Source organism: Flagellimonas baculiformis (assembly GCF_033441575.1).
In the GTDB taxonomy this organism is placed as follows: domain Bacteria; phylum Bacteroidota; class Bacteroidia; order Flavobacteriales; family Flavobacteriaceae; genus Flagellimonas; species Flagellimonas baculiformis.
On record NZ_JAUZVW010000004.1, the window covers coordinates 275,705 to 291,380 of the forward strand.

22 protein-coding genes are annotated in these 15,676 nt (G+C 44.4%); 8 read left to right on the forward strand and 14 right to left on the reverse strand.

The genetic code is table 11. From position 1 onward, the window contains the following. The 5 genes from SD450_RS07985 (at window position 1) to murI (ending at window position 5,742) form a co-directional block, all read left to right on the forward strand. The gene (locus tag SD450_RS07985) at window positions 1–741 is read left to right on the forward strand and encodes an isoprenyl transferase (RefSeq protein WP_318344060.1); all 741 of its coding nucleotides are present in this window, start codon (window positions 1–3) and stop codon (window positions 739–741) included. After that, complete coding sequence (locus SD450_RS07990; protein ID WP_404828233.1) at window positions 713–3,385, forward strand: BamA/OMP85 family outer membrane protein; 2,673 nt, start codon at window positions 713–715, stop codon at window positions 3,383–3,385. The genes SD450_RS07985 and SD450_RS07990 overlap by 29 nt, the downstream gene beginning before the upstream one ends. 98 nt (window positions 3,386–3,483) lie before the next feature. After that, window positions 3,484–4,317 (forward strand): OmpH family outer membrane protein, encoded by an 834-nt coding sequence (locus tag SD450_RS07995; protein WP_318344061.1) that lies wholly within the window; start codon window positions 3,484–3,486, stop codon window positions 4,315–4,317. Window positions 4,318–4,363: 46 nt separating this feature from the next. After that, window positions 4,364–4,873 (forward strand): OmpH family outer membrane protein, encoded by a 510-nt coding sequence (locus SD450_RS08000; protein ID WP_318344062.1) that lies wholly within the window; start codon window positions 4,364–4,366, stop codon window positions 4,871–4,873. Between the two features lie 89 nt (window positions 4,874–4,962). Then, the gene (gene murI / locus SD450_RS08005) at window positions 4,963–5,742 is read left to right on the forward strand and encodes a glutamate racemase (RefSeq protein WP_318344063.1); all 780 of its coding nucleotides are present in this window, start codon (window positions 4,963–4,965) and stop codon (window positions 5,740–5,742) included. Between the two features lie 189 nt (window positions 5,743–5,931). Here murI and SD450_RS08010 read toward each other — a convergent pair whose 3' ends face one another. Continuing rightward, complete coding sequence (locus SD450_RS08010) at window positions 5,932–6,429, reverse strand: dihydrofolate reductase (RefSeq protein ID WP_318344064.1); 498 nt, start codon at window positions 6,427–6,429, stop codon at window positions 5,932–5,934. Beyond that, a complete protein-coding gene (locus SD450_RS08015) occupies window positions 6,426–6,818 on the reverse strand; it encodes a 2TM domain-containing protein (RefSeq protein WP_318344065.1) in 393 nt (130 codons plus the stop codon). The genes SD450_RS08010 and SD450_RS08015 overlap by 4 nt, the downstream gene beginning before the upstream one ends. A 54-nt stretch (window positions 6,819–6,872) precedes the next feature. Between SD450_RS08015 and SD450_RS08020 the strand changes: the two genes are divergently transcribed. Beyond that, window positions 6,873–7,967 carry an aminotransferase class V-fold PLP-dependent enzyme gene (locus SD450_RS08020; RefSeq protein ID WP_318344066.1) on the forward strand — a complete coding sequence of 365 codons (1,095 nt, stop codon included), beginning with the start codon at window positions 6,873–6,875 and terminating at the stop codon, window positions 7,965–7,967. 140 nt (window positions 7,968–8,107) lie between these two features. Continuing rightward, a complete protein-coding gene (locus tag SD450_RS08025; protein WP_108424352.1) occupies window positions 8,108–8,404 on the forward strand; it encodes an isoamylase early set domain-containing protein in 297 nt (98 codons plus the stop codon). A 69-nt stretch (window positions 8,405–8,473) separates the two neighbouring features. Here SD450_RS08025 and SD450_RS08030 read toward each other — a convergent pair whose 3' ends face one another. The 8 genes from SD450_RS08030 to SD450_RS08065 form a co-directional block, all read right to left on the reverse strand. Beyond that, window positions 8,474–8,770 carry a hypothetical protein gene (locus tag SD450_RS08030; RefSeq protein WP_318344067.1) on the reverse strand — a complete coding sequence of 99 codons (297 nt, stop codon included), beginning with the start codon at window positions 8,768–8,770 and terminating at the stop codon, window positions 8,474–8,476. Window positions 8,771–8,829: 59 nt separating this feature from the next. Continuing rightward, entirely contained in the window at window positions 8,830–9,255 is a 426-nt protein-coding gene (locus tag SD450_RS08035; RefSeq protein WP_318344068.1) for a Dabb family protein, read from the reverse strand. An 18-nt stretch (window positions 9,256–9,273) separates the two neighbouring features. Continuing rightward, window positions 9,274–10,662, reverse strand: coding sequence for an amidohydrolase family protein (locus SD450_RS08040; protein ID WP_318344069.1), 1,389 nt, complete (start codon window positions 10,660–10,662; stop codon window positions 9,274–9,276). Between the two features lie 21 nt (window positions 10,663–10,683). Then, window positions 10,684–11,013, reverse strand: a complete 330-nt coding sequence (locus SD450_RS08045) for an amidohydrolase family protein (RefSeq protein WP_318344070.1) — start codon at window positions 11,011–11,013, stop codon at window positions 10,684–10,686. A 160-nt stretch (window positions 11,014–11,173) separates the two neighbouring features. Further along, window positions 11,174–11,482 carry a type II toxin-antitoxin system RelE/ParE family toxin gene (locus SD450_RS08050; protein WP_318344071.1) on the reverse strand — a complete coding sequence of 103 codons (309 nt, stop codon included), beginning with the start codon at window positions 11,480–11,482 and terminating at the stop codon, window positions 11,174–11,176. Then, window positions 11,482–11,700 carry a hypothetical protein gene (locus tag SD450_RS08055; RefSeq protein ID WP_318344072.1) on the reverse strand — a complete coding sequence of 73 codons (219 nt, stop codon included), beginning with the start codon at window positions 11,698–11,700 and terminating at the stop codon, window positions 11,482–11,484. Before SD450_RS08055 ends, SD450_RS08050 begins: the two co-directional genes overlap by 1 nt. A gap of 89 nt (window positions 11,701–11,789) precedes the next feature. Continuing rightward, window positions 11,790–12,257, reverse strand: a complete 468-nt coding sequence (locus SD450_RS08060; protein WP_318344073.1) for a nuclear transport factor 2-like protein — start codon at window positions 12,255–12,257, stop codon at window positions 11,790–11,792. A 102-nt stretch (window positions 12,258–12,359) separates the two neighbouring features. Further along, entirely contained in the window at window positions 12,360–12,578 is a 219-nt protein-coding gene (locus tag SD450_RS08065) for a helix-turn-helix domain-containing protein (RefSeq protein ID WP_318344074.1), read from the reverse strand. A 110-nt stretch (window positions 12,579–12,688) separates the two neighbouring features. Between SD450_RS08065 and SD450_RS08070 the strand changes: the two genes are divergently transcribed. Next, the gene (locus SD450_RS08070; RefSeq protein WP_318344075.1) at window positions 12,689–12,892 is read left to right on the forward strand and encodes a hypothetical protein; all 204 of its coding nucleotides are present in this window, start codon (window positions 12,689–12,691) and stop codon (window positions 12,890–12,892) included. Between the two features lie 126 nt (window positions 12,893–13,018). Here SD450_RS08070 and SD450_RS08075 read toward each other — a convergent pair whose 3' ends face one another. The 4 genes from SD450_RS08075 to SD450_RS08090 form a co-directional block, all read right to left on the reverse strand. Continuing rightward, on the reverse strand, window positions 13,019–13,525 hold the full coding sequence (locus SD450_RS08075) for a hypothetical protein (protein WP_318344076.1): 507 nt from the start codon (window positions 13,523–13,525) through the stop codon (window positions 13,019–13,021). Window positions 13,526–13,862: 337 nt separating this feature from the next. Further along, entirely contained in the window at window positions 13,863–14,213 is a 351-nt protein-coding gene (locus SD450_RS08080) for a hypothetical protein (RefSeq protein WP_318344077.1), read from the reverse strand. Between the two features lie 74 nt (window positions 14,214–14,287). Further along, window positions 14,288–15,112 carry a thymidylate synthase gene (locus SD450_RS08085; protein ID WP_318344078.1) on the reverse strand — a complete coding sequence of 275 codons (825 nt, stop codon included), beginning with the start codon at window positions 15,110–15,112 and terminating at the stop codon, window positions 14,288–14,290. Window positions 15,113–15,244: 132 nt separating this feature from the next. Next, window positions 15,245–15,604, reverse strand: a complete 360-nt coding sequence (locus tag SD450_RS08090; protein WP_318344079.1) for a four helix bundle protein — start codon at window positions 15,602–15,604, stop codon at window positions 15,245–15,247. Window positions 15,605–15,676: the final 72 nt, after the last annotated feature.

The following is a 15,676-nucleotide window of genomic DNA, read 5'->3' on the forward strand; positions in this document are numbered from 1 at the left end:
ATGCACACACTAGAGGACGTAAACAAGGACAGACTTCCCCAACACGTGGCCATCATCATGGACGGTAACGGTCGTTGGGCCAAGCAGCGCGGCAAACTCAGGGTCTTTGGCCATGAGAATGGTGTGGAGTCCGTGAGGCAAACCGTGGAAAGTTGCGCCAAGCTCCAAATCCCCTTTCTGACCCTATACGCTTTTTCCACTGAAAACTGGAACCGACCAAAAGTTGAGGTGGACACCTTGATGAAATTGTTGGTGACCGCGTTGAAGAAAGAACTCAAGACCTTGCACGAGAACAATATACGGTTGAAGGCCATCGGTAAAATGGACACTTTGCCCGAGAAAGTGCGCAAGGAATTGGAGGAGGTCATTTTCAAAACATCAAAAAATACAGGGATGACAGTTACCCTGGCCCTCAGCTATGGCTCGCGGGAAGAGATAAAAACAGCCGTACAGCAGATTGCGACCAAAGTTAAAAATAATATAATTTCACCTGAAAATATTGACGAAGCCGTTATAAATACACATCTTTACGCACACTTCCTGCCCGATGTGGACCTGCTAATCCGCACCAGTGGCGAGTGTAGGATAAGCAATTTTCTGCTTTGGCAGATTGCATATGCCGAATTATATTTTATTGATGTATTTTGGCCGGATTTTAGAGAGCATCATTTGGTAGAAGCAATATTAAGTTACCAAAATAGAGAACGACGATTTGGAAAAACTAGCGAACAACTCAATTAAGGGTATTAGGAACTCTATACATTCATACCTTAAACTACTTCTCCCCCTATTATTTTTTTCCGGCCAGGGCCTCGCCCAGGAAACCTCGTTTGAGGACGGAAAGCAATATATCTTGGGAGATTTGACGGTCACCGGGCTCCAGAGCTATAATGAGCAGACCGTAAAAACGTATACCGGACTACGAGTGGGCCAACCCATAACAGTACCCGGGGACGAGATCAGTGCAGTGATCAAAAAATTGTGGAGCCTTGACCTGTTCAGCAATGTGGAGATGTACTACACCAAGATCGAAGGTGACAAGATCTTTTTGGAACTCAATATCCAAGAGCGCCCAACCCTGAACAATGTCACGGTGTATGGTGTCAAAAAGCGCAAGGTCGAGGACATCATCAACGATACCGACCTCAAAAAAGGCAAAAAGATAACGGAAAGTCTTATTGCCAATACGAAGAACTACCTTCAGAACAAGTACAAAAAGCAAGGATACCTGAATGCCAAGGTGAACATAGCCACTTCTGCGGACACCTCTGGCGTCAATGTCCAGAACATGGTCATCAACCTGAACAAGGGAGACAAGGTCAAGATCAGAAAGATCGTGTTTGAGGGCAATGAACAACTTTCGGACAAGAGACTTCGCAAATCCTTGAAAAAGACCAAGAAGAAGAAATTTTATCGATTCTGGAAAAAGTCGAAGTATATCGAGGAAGACTATAGGGAAGACCTCTCCAATTTGATAGACACCTATGCCGAAAGAGGCTACAGGGACGCCCGTATCTTGATGGACACCTTCACCAAGGTCGATGAGAACAATATCGACTTGAAGATCAAACTGGAAGAAGGCAATAAATATTATTTTGGGGATATCGATTTTGTCGGGAACACGGTCTATACCGACAGGCAATTGAGCCAAATATTGGGAATCAAAAAAGGGGATACCTATAATGGGGTATTGTTGAAGGAACGGATTGCCGACGACAGTAAGCCCGATGCCGTGGATATCACCAACCAATATCAGAACAACGGATATCTCTTTTCCAGCATCAATCCTGTGGAGGTTTCCGCAGTGAACGACACCATTGATTTTGAGATAAGGATCATTGAGGGTAAAGAGACCTTTTTGGATCACGTCACCGTGGTGGGCAACGACAAGACCAACGACCACGTGATCTTTAGGGAACTGCGCACACGGCCCGGTCAAAAATACAGTAAGGACAATATAGTAAGGAGTATCCGTGAGTTGGGCCAATTGGGCTTTTTCGATGCGGAACAGATTGTGCCGAATATCGAAAACCCCAACCCAAATGAGGGCACTGTGGATATTGAGTATAGTCTTGTAGAGGCAGGTTCCAGCCAAATAGAACTACAAGGTGGTTTTGGAGGCGGAGGTTTCATCGGTACCTTGGGACTTTCCTTCAGCAACTTCTCATTGAAGAACATTTTCAACGGCGAGGCATATAAACCCGTTCCAATGGGAGATGGGCAGACCTTTGCCCTGCGTTTGCAGGCCAGTAGGACCTTTAGGGTGTATAGCTTGAACTTCTCCGAACCTTGGTTGGGCGGTAAGAAACCGGTAAGGTTCAACCTTTCCCTCTCAAGGACACAACAATTTGCAACCGGCTATGACAGCCGGGGAAGGATAGATGTGGACAAATCAAGAGGTTTTGCCATCACGGGAGTTTCGGCAGGACTGGCGAAAAGGGTACAATGGCCAGATGACTTCTTTACCATTTCCCATGCTGTGAGTTATCAGAGATACGATTTCAACGATTACAGGAGCGGTCTTTTTAATTTTGGAAATGGTAGTTCCAACTCCCTCAACTATACCATAGGGATTTCAAGGAGCTCCCAAGGACCTAGTAGGATTTTCCCCATGACGGGATCCAACTTTGAGCTTACGGCCAAGTTCACGCCTCCTTACTCTCTTTTTAGCTCCAAGGATTTTAAGCAGCTTAGGGAAGACATAGAAGCAACGACCGATCGGTTGAGAGAAATAGGGCTTGAGCCTAGTACACCAGAAGAACAATTGGAATACACTCAACTCAGTAGTGAATTGGAACAAAAAGAAGAGGAACGGTTCAAACTGTTGGAATTCTATAAGGTCAAGTTCAAAGGAGATTGGTACACCCGTTTGGTGGACAAACTGGTGCTACGCACCAATGCCGAATTTGGCTTTTTGGGTGCCTATAACCACGATATCGGGGATGTGCCCTTCGAGCGTTTCTATGTGGGGGGTGACGGTCTCGGAAACTTTACGCTGGATGGTAGGGACATTGTACAGTTACGTGGATATGAGAACCAATCCTTGACCCCATACATCAACAATGCCATAACTGGAAGGTTGGAACAAGAGGGGGGCACGGTTTATAACAAATTCTCTTTGGAGCTCCGTTATCCCTTCACCCTGAAACCCTCTGCATCCATTTATGGACTAACATTTTTGGAAGCAGGGAACTCGTTCAACAATTTTAATGACTATAATCCGTTTGAGTTAAAAAGATCTGCCGGAGTGGGGCTACGTATTTTTATGCCGGCATTCGGACTCTTGGGAATCGATTTTGGATATGGCTTCGACACTGATGCCAGACCAGGATCGGTCGGACCAAGCGGCTGGCAAACGCACTTCATCATCGGGCAGCAGTTTTAATCAAGGGAAAATAATGTCTTGATAAACGATAAACATTTCATTTTAAATGGATTGTTTATTTTGGCACGATATTTTCTATGTAAAAAGCGGAAGTAAAGATGAATACAAAAGTTCTTTTGTCATTGGTGGTCCTCATGTCGTCCCTCTATGGGTTTTCCCAACGGGGCGTGCGCATAGGATACGTGGATATGGAGTATATCCTGGATAATGTGGAGGAATATAGGGATGCCACCCAGCAGTTGGACATCAAGGCGCAGAAGTGGAAACAGGAGATAGAGCTGAAGCAGAGCGCCATCGAACAAATGAAAAAAGACCTGATGGCGGAAAAGGTGCTCCTCACGGATGAGCTTATCGCTGAGCGGGAAGAAGAGATCCAAATGTTAGAAAAGGAAATGCTGGACTACCAACAGGACCGTTTTGGCCCGCAGGGAGATTTGGTGATGCAGAAACAACTGTTGATCCAGCCCATCCAGGACCAAGTTTTCAACGAGGTACAAAAAATCGGGGCCAATAAAAGATATGATTTTATTTTTGATAAATCGGCAGATGTTGTAATGTTGTACTCCGAAAAAAGACATGACGTCAGCGACTTGGTTTTAAGGGAAATAGCACGGACCAGAAAAGTAAGTGCCTCCAACACCAAGCAAGAACAGCAAAACCGATTGGATAGGTTCATTGAAGAGGAAGGGGACGAAGAGGAAGAAATAAGTGAGGCCTTATTGGAGCGCCAACAACGGACAGACTCCATACAACAGGCCAATACCAAGGCGGTGGAAGACAGAAGGGCCGAACAGTTGAGGCTCCGGGAAGAACGTAAGAAAGCTTACGAAGAACGAAGAAAAAAATTATTGGAAGAGCGCGAGGCCAAACGTGATGCCAAATTGGATGAACGGAAAAAAGCGCAGGAACAACAAAAAGATTCAATAGATTAACATATATTGAACCACTAAATTTAATATCAAATAGTAACTTAGAACCATGAGAAATGTAAAAAGGATTGCTGTGGCCCTTGTATTGTTTGTAGCGGCTACGGGTTTTGTGAGCGCACAGAGTAAAGTTGCACACATCAATGTGCAGCAACTACTGTCCGATATGCCAGAGATGAAGGCCGCACAGGCGGAATTGAAGAAATTGCAGGAAACCTACAGGGCGGACATACAAAACTCCATGAAGGAGCTTCAGACTAAATTGACCCAATACCAGAATGAAGCTACCTCCAAAACAAACGAGGAAAACGAGCAAAGGGCGTTGGAGCTCCAAGGTTTTGAAAGAAACATTCAGGAAGCTGAGCAGGCTGCCATGCAGGAAATGCAGAAAAAACAACAGGAACTGTTCGCACCGATTTCCGATAAGGCCAAAGCAGCCATCGAAAAAGTGGCAGCTGCACAAGGTTTTGACTATGTGATCGATGCCAGCCCAGGATTGAGCCTTATCGTGGCCAAAGGAAAAGACCTTTTGCCCGAAGTAAAGAAAGAATTGGGCTTCTAAGCCAATACCGTATACCATTCCTAAAACCGCTTTTCATTGTGAAGAGCGGTTTTTTTGTTCCATGAACTTTTTAGTCTTTATTTTTGGGTATGGACAAACCAATTGGCATCTTCGATTCAGGCGTAGGCGGAACTTCCATTTGGAAGGAAATCCACAAAATGCTGCCCCACGAGGATACCTTGTACCTTGCCGACAGTGCCAATGCCCCTTACGGCGTGAAATCCAAAGAGGAAATCCAGCGGCTCAGTATCAAGAACACGGAGTTTCTATTGGAGCGTGGGAGTAAGATCATCGTTGTGGCCTGCAATACTGCCACCACCAACGCAATAGATCATTTAAGGGCCAATTACGATGTTCCATTTATCGGCATAGAGCCCGCCATCAAACCGGCTGCACTTCAGACCAAGACCAAAAAAGTGGGGGTACTCGCTACAAAGGGTACACTCGCCAGTAGCCTCTTTCACAATACCTCCAAACTGTTCGCCGAAGGCATCACTGTATTGGAGCAGGAGGGAAAGGGACTGGTAGAACTCATTGAAACGGGAAAGATCCAGTCAAAGGAGATGTACGACCTATTGGACGAGATTTTGCAACCCATGCTGGCACAGCATATAGACTGTCTCGTTTTGGGGTGTACACATTATCCCTATTTGCTGCCCGTACTCAAGGAACTATTGCCCGAGGACATCACCATCATCGATTCTGGGGAGGCAGTGGCACGGCAGACCAAAGCCGTTTTAGAAAAGAATGCCCTTTTACGGACCGATGGGAGTGCCCAAACATCTATTTTTTATTCCAATAAGGACATTGAGGTACTGAAAAGTCTCATCGACTGTCCAAAGGCCCAAGTTTCCTATCTTGATTTTTGATTATTGAAAAGTTAGGCAAGAAAATGGATAAATAGGATTCCGACTTGACAAAAACATCAAGCTCAAGTTCAAACATCAAATCCAAGTGTATTCGTGCAATTCCCGCTCACGCAGGCGAGTGTGCCAAAAAGGTCATAAACTTGAAACTCCTAACTCAGGACTCTTAACTCTTAACCTGATACATACCACCTATGACCCTTTTCTTCGATACGTAAGATAGGTAAAGGCATACTTGTGCCTATCATCCTTTGGATGGTGTTCCTCGCTCACGAGCTCCCATTGGCTTTCATCAATCTTTGGGAAAAAAGTGTCGGCCTCAAAAATACCGTGCACCCGGGTCAGTTCCAGGTCCGTGGCCAACCGCATGGACTGTTTATAGATTTCACCTCCACCAATGATGAACGCCGTTTCCCCCTCATTGACCAATCTAATGGCTTCTTCCAATGAGTGTACCACCGTACAAGGGAATTTCGGGGTATAATCCGTGTCTCGGGTAATCACAATATGTTCCCGATCGGGCAGCGGTTTGGGGAAACTTTCCAAGGTTTTCCGTCCCATAATGATTTGATGGCCCGTGGTGAGGATCTTGAACCGTTTGAAATCGTCAGGAAGGTGCCACACCAAATCGTTGTCCTTGCCCAAAGCGTCGTTCTCCGCAGCTGCGGCAATGATGATCAATCGCTTCATTGATCTTTTTTTTTATTGATAGTGGAAAGTGGGAAATCCGTCTCAATTTCCTTTTGGATCTCGGCAATACGTTTCTTTTGCAATGCAACCAGTTTTTCACGCTGGGCGCGCTCCCAGTCCTGTCCCATGAACCTGTGGGTCACGAACACATTGACGGCGTGGACCACGAACAGGAATGCCCAAATGAGGATGGCCCACACGAACCAATCATAAGTCTCCCCATATTTCAAGACCTTGTTGATCAGCACCAAAAAGACACTGCCGATCAAAAAGATCACAAAGTGGGAAAACAGCCGTTTCTTTTGTTTGATGCGCTTATGGGCATTCTCCAAAAGTTCGTGCTGTTCCAGATCTATTTCAGGTTTCTTCTTTTTTCCGAATGACAACATGGAATGGCTATCTTTAACAACAAATATAAAGGAATTGTACCCAAAACAGTAGCAATGCAAAACCTCAGAAAAAAATTCCCCGTACTCAAACAATGTATCTATGCGAATACCGCCTCGGCGGGCCTGTTGAGCGAAGACCTGATGGAATGGCGGCAGGGACACGACCTGGACTTCCTCATCGGTGGGAGTAAAATGAAGAACAAGGGATTTGCCCATATGCCCGAGATCAAGAAAGTGGTAGGTAAGTTTTTTCATTGCAGTCCGGAGAATGTGGCCCTGGTGCCCAACTTCAGTTTGGGGCTGAACCTCTTGCTGGAGGGCCTGTTCAAGGACAAAACGGTGCTGTTGCTCCAAAACGATTATCCGTCGGTGAACTGGCCTTTCGAGACCCGGAATTTTAAAAGGGAATATGTGAATATCGATGTGGACATGGAAGCGGACATCCGTGAAAAGGTCAAATCGGGAAAGATTGACGTGTTGGCCCTGAGCTTGGTGCAGTGGGTGGACGGCGTTCGCATCGACCTTGATTTTTTAAAGGAGTTGAAAAAGGATTTTCCCGACCTGATGATCATTGCCGATGGCACCCAATATTGTGGGGTTGAAGAGTTTGATTTTGAGGCATCGGGCATAGACATTTTGGGAGCCAGTGCCTACAAATGGCTCTTGGCGGGCTATGGTAACGGATTTTTTCTGGTAAAGGACGGGGTGAAGGATCAATTTGACCTGAAGGGCATTGGCAATGGTTCCGTGAACAATGATCTTTCCCAGCGCAACAACATTTCGTTCTGCAAGTTCTTGGAACCGGGCCATTTGGATTCCCTCAACTTTGGGAGTCTGGAATTTGCGCTCCACTTTTTGGAGGATATCGGTCTGGAAAATGTGCAGACCCAATTGCGAAAACTTTCCGTGAAGGCCATGCAGACCTTTTCGGAACTGGACCTCTTGGAGTCCCATATTGCCCAAAGAAAACAGCACAGCACCATCTTCAACATCAAAGGGGATGAAAAGCTCTTCAACAGGCTGAACGAGGAAAACATCGTGGCCTCACCGCGGGGTGGGGGCATACGGCTCAGCTTCCATTTTTACAATACCGAGGAGGAAATTGATGTGATTGGTACACTTCTAAAGCGTTGGATGTCAAAAAGATAATTGGTAAAAAAGCAGGAACTAATTTGCCAAAAGTAACCTTATGGTTAGGCACATTTTATCAATTTGATAAATCGGTGCTAACTAATTGTAAGTAAGCAGTTTTATGTATTGCTTTGTACCGGAATTAAATTTTTGGTACCATGGCAATTAAGAAACAATACCTAAAAAGCAAGCCTATCTGCAAGGTGACCTTCACCGTTCCCGCAGATGAGGCAGAGACCGTTGCCGTAGTCGGCGATTTCAACAATTGGAACCCTACTGCAAGCGAATTGAAGAAGTTGAAGAACGGGACCTTCAAAGGGACCTTCGAACTTCCGATGGAGAACAGCTACGAGTTCAGATATCTGATAGACGGATCGTACACCAACGATGACGAGGCGGACCGTTTCCAGTGGAACGAGTATGCCGGCACCGAGAACGCCGTTTTGGAAGTATAAGATGTATGTCGCCATCAGGATTCCCCAAGACTGATGGCGGTCTTTTTTTTGGAAATTCTTTCCATCAAATCAAATCTTGCCCATCAACCCTTCTCCGGTTGTTCGGTCCACAAAACCCCTCTCAAGTCCGGATTTAGGGTCTAGGTTTTCATGGACTTCCATGTTTTCGCCCAACCCAAATTGGGATTGCAACCCCTCCACATCCAGAACCACATCAAAATAGATCCAAGGTGCAGTTGCATTGGACCAAGCTAGCCCAAATGAGGTGATGGCAATCCGCTTTTCATCTGCCAGATAATAGGCCATTTCCCTAATGGGGTCCGATTGTATTTCTTTGATCTTTAGGTACAGTTCAAATCGGTTCATAGTGTAGGTTTAAAAGATTGTGCTGGGACAGAAAAGCTGGAATGGATCCACTCCACAATTTATTCCGTCCAGTAATCCACCACAAGGACATCCTCGATGTGTGGGCCTGCAATCTCTCCAAAAACCTTATGGTCGGGATGGGGGAGATAGGCATCGCGGTCGGCCTCACTGTGGAACGTGAGGAAAAAGCAGTGGGTAAAACCCTTGTTCAAGTTTTCTGGACTGTTGTTCAGCCCCCATTCGTACCCTTTGATGATCGGAATTTTGGAAGGCAGGGCATCAAAGGCCTGTTTTACCTGCTCAATATCTTCGGCGGTGGAGGTCTCCTTAAATTTGAACAGCACCACATGGCGCAACTGACGGGTGGTGGTTTCTTCGGTTTTTTTCACATTCTCTTCCGTTTTTTTGGTGGTTTCTTTTTGGGTCGAATTGCCACAACTCATCATAAGCAATGCAGCAAATAGGGTGATGGAAATGGTTTTCATTTGTTTTGGGATTGTTTTTTATTGAATAAAATACACTTTTTTGATCTTACCGTTTTCAACGTGGTACATAGCGACCGCCTCTACGGTTTCCGTGCCAAATTGAACCCGCTCTTTGTCGATCACCACATTGCCCTGAACAATCCGTTCCTTGAGTTCACAATGCAGGTCCGGGGTGTTCTTGAACATTTGGCCATACTGTTTTCTCATCGTTTCTTTGCCCTTATAGAGCAATTGGTTGGGGAAAGCATAGACTTCCACGTCCTCGGCATAGGGTTCCAGAAAGGCCTCGATGTTCCCCAAATTATAGGCGTTCAGTTGTCGCTGGGCCAAATCGGTCGGGGAATCTTGCAGAATGTCGTTGGGCTTGAAAGCCTCTCCCAAATTGAAGACTGTATGTATTTGGGTGATATTTTCGAGATTCTCGATGGGGTTCGCATCCAGGAGCAAAAGATTCGCCTTTTTTCCTGTAGTCACCGTTCCAAACTCATTTTCCTTGCCGAAGAGCTTTGCTCCGTTTACAGTGGAAGCCTGCATGATGTCCCAGTTGCTCATGCCGCTCTGTTGCATGGCCTTCAGTTCGGGCAGGTAGGACGATGTGTGCAAGGTGCCAATATTTCCAGCATCCGTTCCGGTCACGATCAAAACGCCCGCATCGGACAGTTTTTTCAGGTTGACCCTGGAGATGGAATCGCTCTTTTGGAGTTTGGCAACATTCTTCGGGTCGTTTGCATAGGTTTTATAGTTCTCGATGAGCGAAGTCTCGGGCAGGTGTTTCAGGTCCAGTAGTGTTCCCAATTGGTAAGGGTCGGCTTTTTGGAGGTCGTGGGTGTCAAAGTCCAGTTTTTGGCCAAAAGTGTCCATGTATCCGCCCGGAACGACCAGTGTTGGGCAGAGGGCCACGTTGTTTTTCTTCAGCAAAGCCACAAAATCGTCCGTTATGACCTCGTCATCCACACTATGGACCAAAAAATCGGCACCGTTTTCAACGGCCAATTGTGCCGTGACCCGTTCCGTGGCATGGACTGCCACCTTTAAATTGTGCTTATGGGCCTCTTCAATGATCGCTTTTACAATGGGCAGGTTTTTGCGCGCACTTTCTTCGACACTCAACCCGTCCGCCCCTGCGATGTACCATATTTTGATAAAGTCCGGTTGGTGGGGCAATTGCTGCCGTACGCCCTTGATGCCTTCTTCAATGGTCTTTGTCAAGGTAAATACACCGTCATTTCCAAGGTTTGCCAGAGCTGCCGGCTCGTAGGTGGTCAATAGGGGCCCCGTCATGAATATTTGGGGCGTAGCGGCTTTGTCCTTGAAATTAGTTCTTGCATCGAGCAGGTTGAACGACGAGCCCACATCCACCACTGTGGTGATCCCGTTTTGGAGGTATCGCTTCAATTTGGTCTCCATGTCGGATCTTGCAAGTGCAATCTAGTCCTTGTAGTCCATATATTTTCTCAGGTCGATGGCATCCGGGCGGGTGTACAGCCCCCCATTTTGGGAGAAATGGATATGGGCATCCACAAGGCCGGGAAAAAGGAACTTGCCACGTCCGTCGATTACGGTCGCATTTTGTGGGATTTTAACGGTACTGCTTTTTTTGATGTTGGAAATCAGGCCATCGGTGATCACCACGGTCTGATCGGGCAGCAATCGTTGTTTTTCCACATCGGCCACGGTCACATGGGTGATGTAGGTTTGTGCGAACAGGGAAAACGTGCTGATCAGAAAGGCGCAAGCCAAAAGATGTTTTCGTGTCATAAAATGGAGGTTGGTGTTTTTTGAGTACAATCACAGCTAACCGTCTCGTAGCGATGGGATTGTAAGAGGGAAGATACTGATTTTTTGGGCAGGGTGGTGTCGTGGGGTGGAGATTCTGGAGTCTTGGGATTTGCAGGAGGTAAAAGGCAGGCGTTTGGTTTTAGGAAGGAATATCTGTTTTTAAAGAGTCAGGGTTTTGTCTGGTGTCAAAGACGGTGACAATTTCAATTTCACTTGTGTTCGCTAGGATGCGATAGAAAAATGTAGATTGTTTGGTGACCACACATTTGTAAAGGCCCTTCAATTCGGTCGATTGTGGGCAGCTTTCAGGTTGTGATGAGATTTGGGAAATCTTTTGGTCGAGTTTTTGAAAGAATCTATCCCTTGCTCTGACGCCCCACTTTTCAATGAGAAAATCATTTAGTTTTAAAAGCTTTGATTCGGCAAGCTCGGATAAAAATACCTTCATCAAGAGATTTTCTTTACAAAGGAATTGTATGGAACCCTTTTTCCTTCATCGAGTTCCGCCAACCCTTTTTTTATCTCTCGTTGCTGTTCCGTGGACAGTTCATTCCAGAAATCCCCTTGCTCTTTTCGGAGCAGATGGGTCATTTTTTCGATAATGGTTTCATTATCGATTTTCAATATGGCCTGAATCAATTCCAACTTGGACGTCTTTAAATCCATAGCATTAGGGTTTATTTCAAAGATACAATTTTAATCGGTTCCCTATTGCTGGGCACGGGCCAAGAGGCTCGCACTAGTGGAGGGCTTCACTACCAATATTCAAAGATCCGGGATATTTTTCCGTTTTTGAACTCGAAAAGTGTCATTTGTGGTTCTCCTTCCTTGATCCCATCTTCTTTTTTTTCAACAAATATTCTTTGTACAACTACAGCGTTCAGCCCGATGATTTTATTGATGATCTTTATATTGGTGACTGTCCCGTCGTAACCTCCATTTTTTTGGTTCGTCACATATCCGCTGTGCAGATCTTCTCTTGTGTAAGTCCCGCCATATTTTGGATGGACGTATTCAAAATCATCTGTGAAAAGCTCAAAGACACTATCTATATCTTCGATTGTTGAGTTTGCCTGAAATATTTTGAGGTTCAACTCGTAATAGTTCTCAATGACCGTGTTTAATGAGTCTTTATGGGCTTCGGTGGCATCCTGTGCGACAATGCGGTCCCTTGCGAAGAGAATCAAAAAAATGGAAACTGAAATTTTTAAATATGTTTTCATGTCTGGTCTTTTTCTTATTGGGTTCCTATTGCTGGCGGGCCTGCTTCTGTCGGCAGACAGGCGTCATGCTCGTTCCATTATGGGATTCGGGACGGATTGAAATCAAAACTTAAATAATTCTACAAACTCAATTTCAAGAGCATTCGCTATCGTGTAAAGCGTGTACGTGTTTGCGGAAACTTTATGGTTCTCGATAAGTTCGATGTGCTGTTTGTCACGACCGCACAATCTTCCCAACTCAGCTTGGGAAATGTTTTTTTCCTTCCTGAGTTGTTTGATACGGTTGCCGATTTTTATCGATAATTCCTGCTTTGTCAACATTGAAAAATCCTAACAAAACAAAAGTCATTAGATAAAGCCTATAAAACGTCATAATATATTATGACGAATTAAAAATATAATCTACATTAGGGTCACATTTTATTATGACCATGGGGAAATTTGATAAAAATACTACAGTCATATTTTTTTCTGAATTGTTTGAAGATGCTTATGCTTCACCCAATGAATTAGCAAATGTTTTGGATATGGGAGTGGAAATGCTTTTCTATTTGGAAGAAGGAGTCTTTTCCAAAGAGGATATGCGAAATGTAGTAACCGCTTTAAGAAAGATAACTTTGGAGCTAAGAAAATGATATTCTTCAAAAATTATCATTTCAAGCCTATTTTTGGTGCGAGCGTCACGCTCGTTCCAATCAAGTAACATTTTGCTTGTCGTTTGCATTTGGCACGAGCCAAGAGGCTCGCGCTAGCGGGGGGGGCTAGTATTTTTTTTCTATTTCAAGAATTTTATTAAGATAATTGAATGTCGAATTTTTATTAATTATAAATTGTTTAAATCCAGATAGTAAAATAACAGGAACGTCAATATTTGATGTATCAATTATATTACAGCCTTTAGGAATTGTTACTTTTTTAGATACGTCAATTTCTGTGGTTAAATTGTTTAATTCAGATAATTCGTTTAAGTGTTTTTCGGATTTTAATGGAGAAGATAGATATTCAAAACCCTCCATTTCTCCAACATATTTCATTATATTTTTGTCTATGTCAAGTTGTAATAAATGTATTCCACCGTCATTGTGTGAGTTCCCTAAAACTAACCCTCCTTTTTCACCACTAAAAATAACTTTTAAATCATTTAGTTTATAAATTTCTTCAGTCGAAAAAATAAGTTCAGTTATAGGGATGGTAGAATCGAAATTCCATTCCCATTTCCCAATTCCATGTTTGATGCAAAATTGATAAAATTTCTCCCCAATTTTCATAAGTCATATGTTAAGGGCTATAAAACTCTATTGTTGCCACGACCTTCACGCTCGTTCCAATCACGTAACATTTTGCTTGCTGTTTGCATTCGGCACGAGCCAAGAGGCTCGCGCGAGCGGGGGGGATTGTTACTCTAGCGGGGAATTAATTTTATTAATAAATATCGCCATCATTGCAATAGCGATTGAAAATATGCTAATCACAATTGCTATGTTAGAGTTCCTGCGATTTATATATTGGTCTTCAAATGACTTTCCATCAAGGTAATGTCTTAATCCTTTTTCGGTTAGTTTAATTCTTGATTTAATAGGATTCCCTTCTATAAAATAGCTTTTGTTAATTAGTTCTTTTTTGAGCACCTTCAATTTTTTTAATTAGCTCGAAGCCAATCTTAAATCCAGAATTTTGTAGTCGTTTAGAAAGTCCTAGCGACAATTTCTTTTTTTCAGGTAGTATTTGGCAAAATTCAGTGTCTCTAGTTGTGTAATAGGCTCTAAATCGTTTTGAGTTTTTAAGTTGTTCAACGAAGCGAGCTGTCATTGGTTCTTCAAGAACTGACGGGTCATCGTACGTGATTGAACTTCCATCACCTTCCATCCTTTGTACTATTTCATTATAGCAATGGTCATATACGAAGTCAATTAATATATCCTTAAGGCGTTCATTTCTTGTTTTGAATAGATTCATGCCTATTTCATTCAGATAAAATTCATCAAATTCACCTTAATCATAATATCGAAGCACAGAAGCTAAGGTTATCATCACACCGCCACAACCCCCTTAATATGTGGGTGCGGGTCGTAGTTCAAGAGCTCGAAATCATCAAAGGTAAAGGCAAAGATGTCCTTCACTTCGGGGTTCAGTTTCATGGTGGGCAAGGGGCGGGGATCGCGGCTCAATTGCAGCTCCACCTGCTCCCTATGGTTGTTGTAGATGTGCGCATCACCAAAGGTGTGAATGAACTCCCCGGGCTGGTAACCGCATACTTGGGCCATCATCAAGGTGAACAAGGCGTAGGAGGCAATGTTGAAGGGCACGCCCAAAAAGATGTCCGCACTGCGCTGGTACAATTGGCAGGAGAGCTTGCCATCGGCCACATAGAACTGGAAAAATGCATGGCAGGGGGGGAGAGCGGCCTTTCCGTTCGCCACATTTTCCGCAAACGACACCGAAGTGTCCGGCAACACGCTGGGGTTCCAAGCGGAGACCAGCATACGGCGGCTGTTCGGGTTGTGTTTCAAGGTCTCGACCACTTCCTTGATCTGGTCAATCTCCTCACTGTTCCAGTTGCGCCATTGGTGACCATAGACCGGTCCAAGGTCGCCGTTGTCATCGGCCCACTCGTTCCAAATGCGGACCCCGTTCTCCTGAAGGTACTGGATGTTCGTGTCACCCTTCAAAAACCACAAGAGTTCGTGTACAATGGATTTCAAGTGCAGTTTCTTCGTGGTCACCATGGGAAACCCTTCGGAAAGGTCAAATCGCATCTGATAGCCAAAAACGCTCAAGGTTCCTGTGCCTGTGCGGTCCCCTTTCTGGTTGCCGTGTTCCAATACGTGTTTGAGGAGGTCGTGGTACTGTTTCATAGTGGGTTAAAGGTAAATGGTTATGGGTAACAGGACAATAGGCAATGGGTCGACTTATGAAAATTTTATCAACGAAGATGTGAGGGGGCGAAGGGCTAAAGGTAAAGGGTGAAAGGGTAAAGGGCTAAAGGGTCAATGGTTTGATTTGATGTGTTTGATGAACGATACGATTTTCTGTTGCAGTCTTTGAATCTTTTCTATAACGCAATCTGTTGCATCGGGAGAAAGAAAGCCCAAATCTTGACAAAGGATCAAGTGGGTTTCCAATTCGTAGGCTGACCCAAGACTAACTTGAAGAAATCGAACAAAATCCTTCTCGGAATATTTGCCGCAACCTTCCGCAATATTGGCAGGAATGGAAATGGAACTTCTATTTGCCTGGGATATCAATCCAAATCGTTCGGAATCTGGTAACAGTTTAGTGAGCGTGTAAACTTCTTTCACTAAAATTCGACCATCTTTCCAGACGGTTAACTCTCGAAAATTTCGCATAACTATATATGTTTAAAAATTCCGAGGTTGAATTCTAATTTGTATGATTGGTGAAAAGGCCTTTTACCCTTC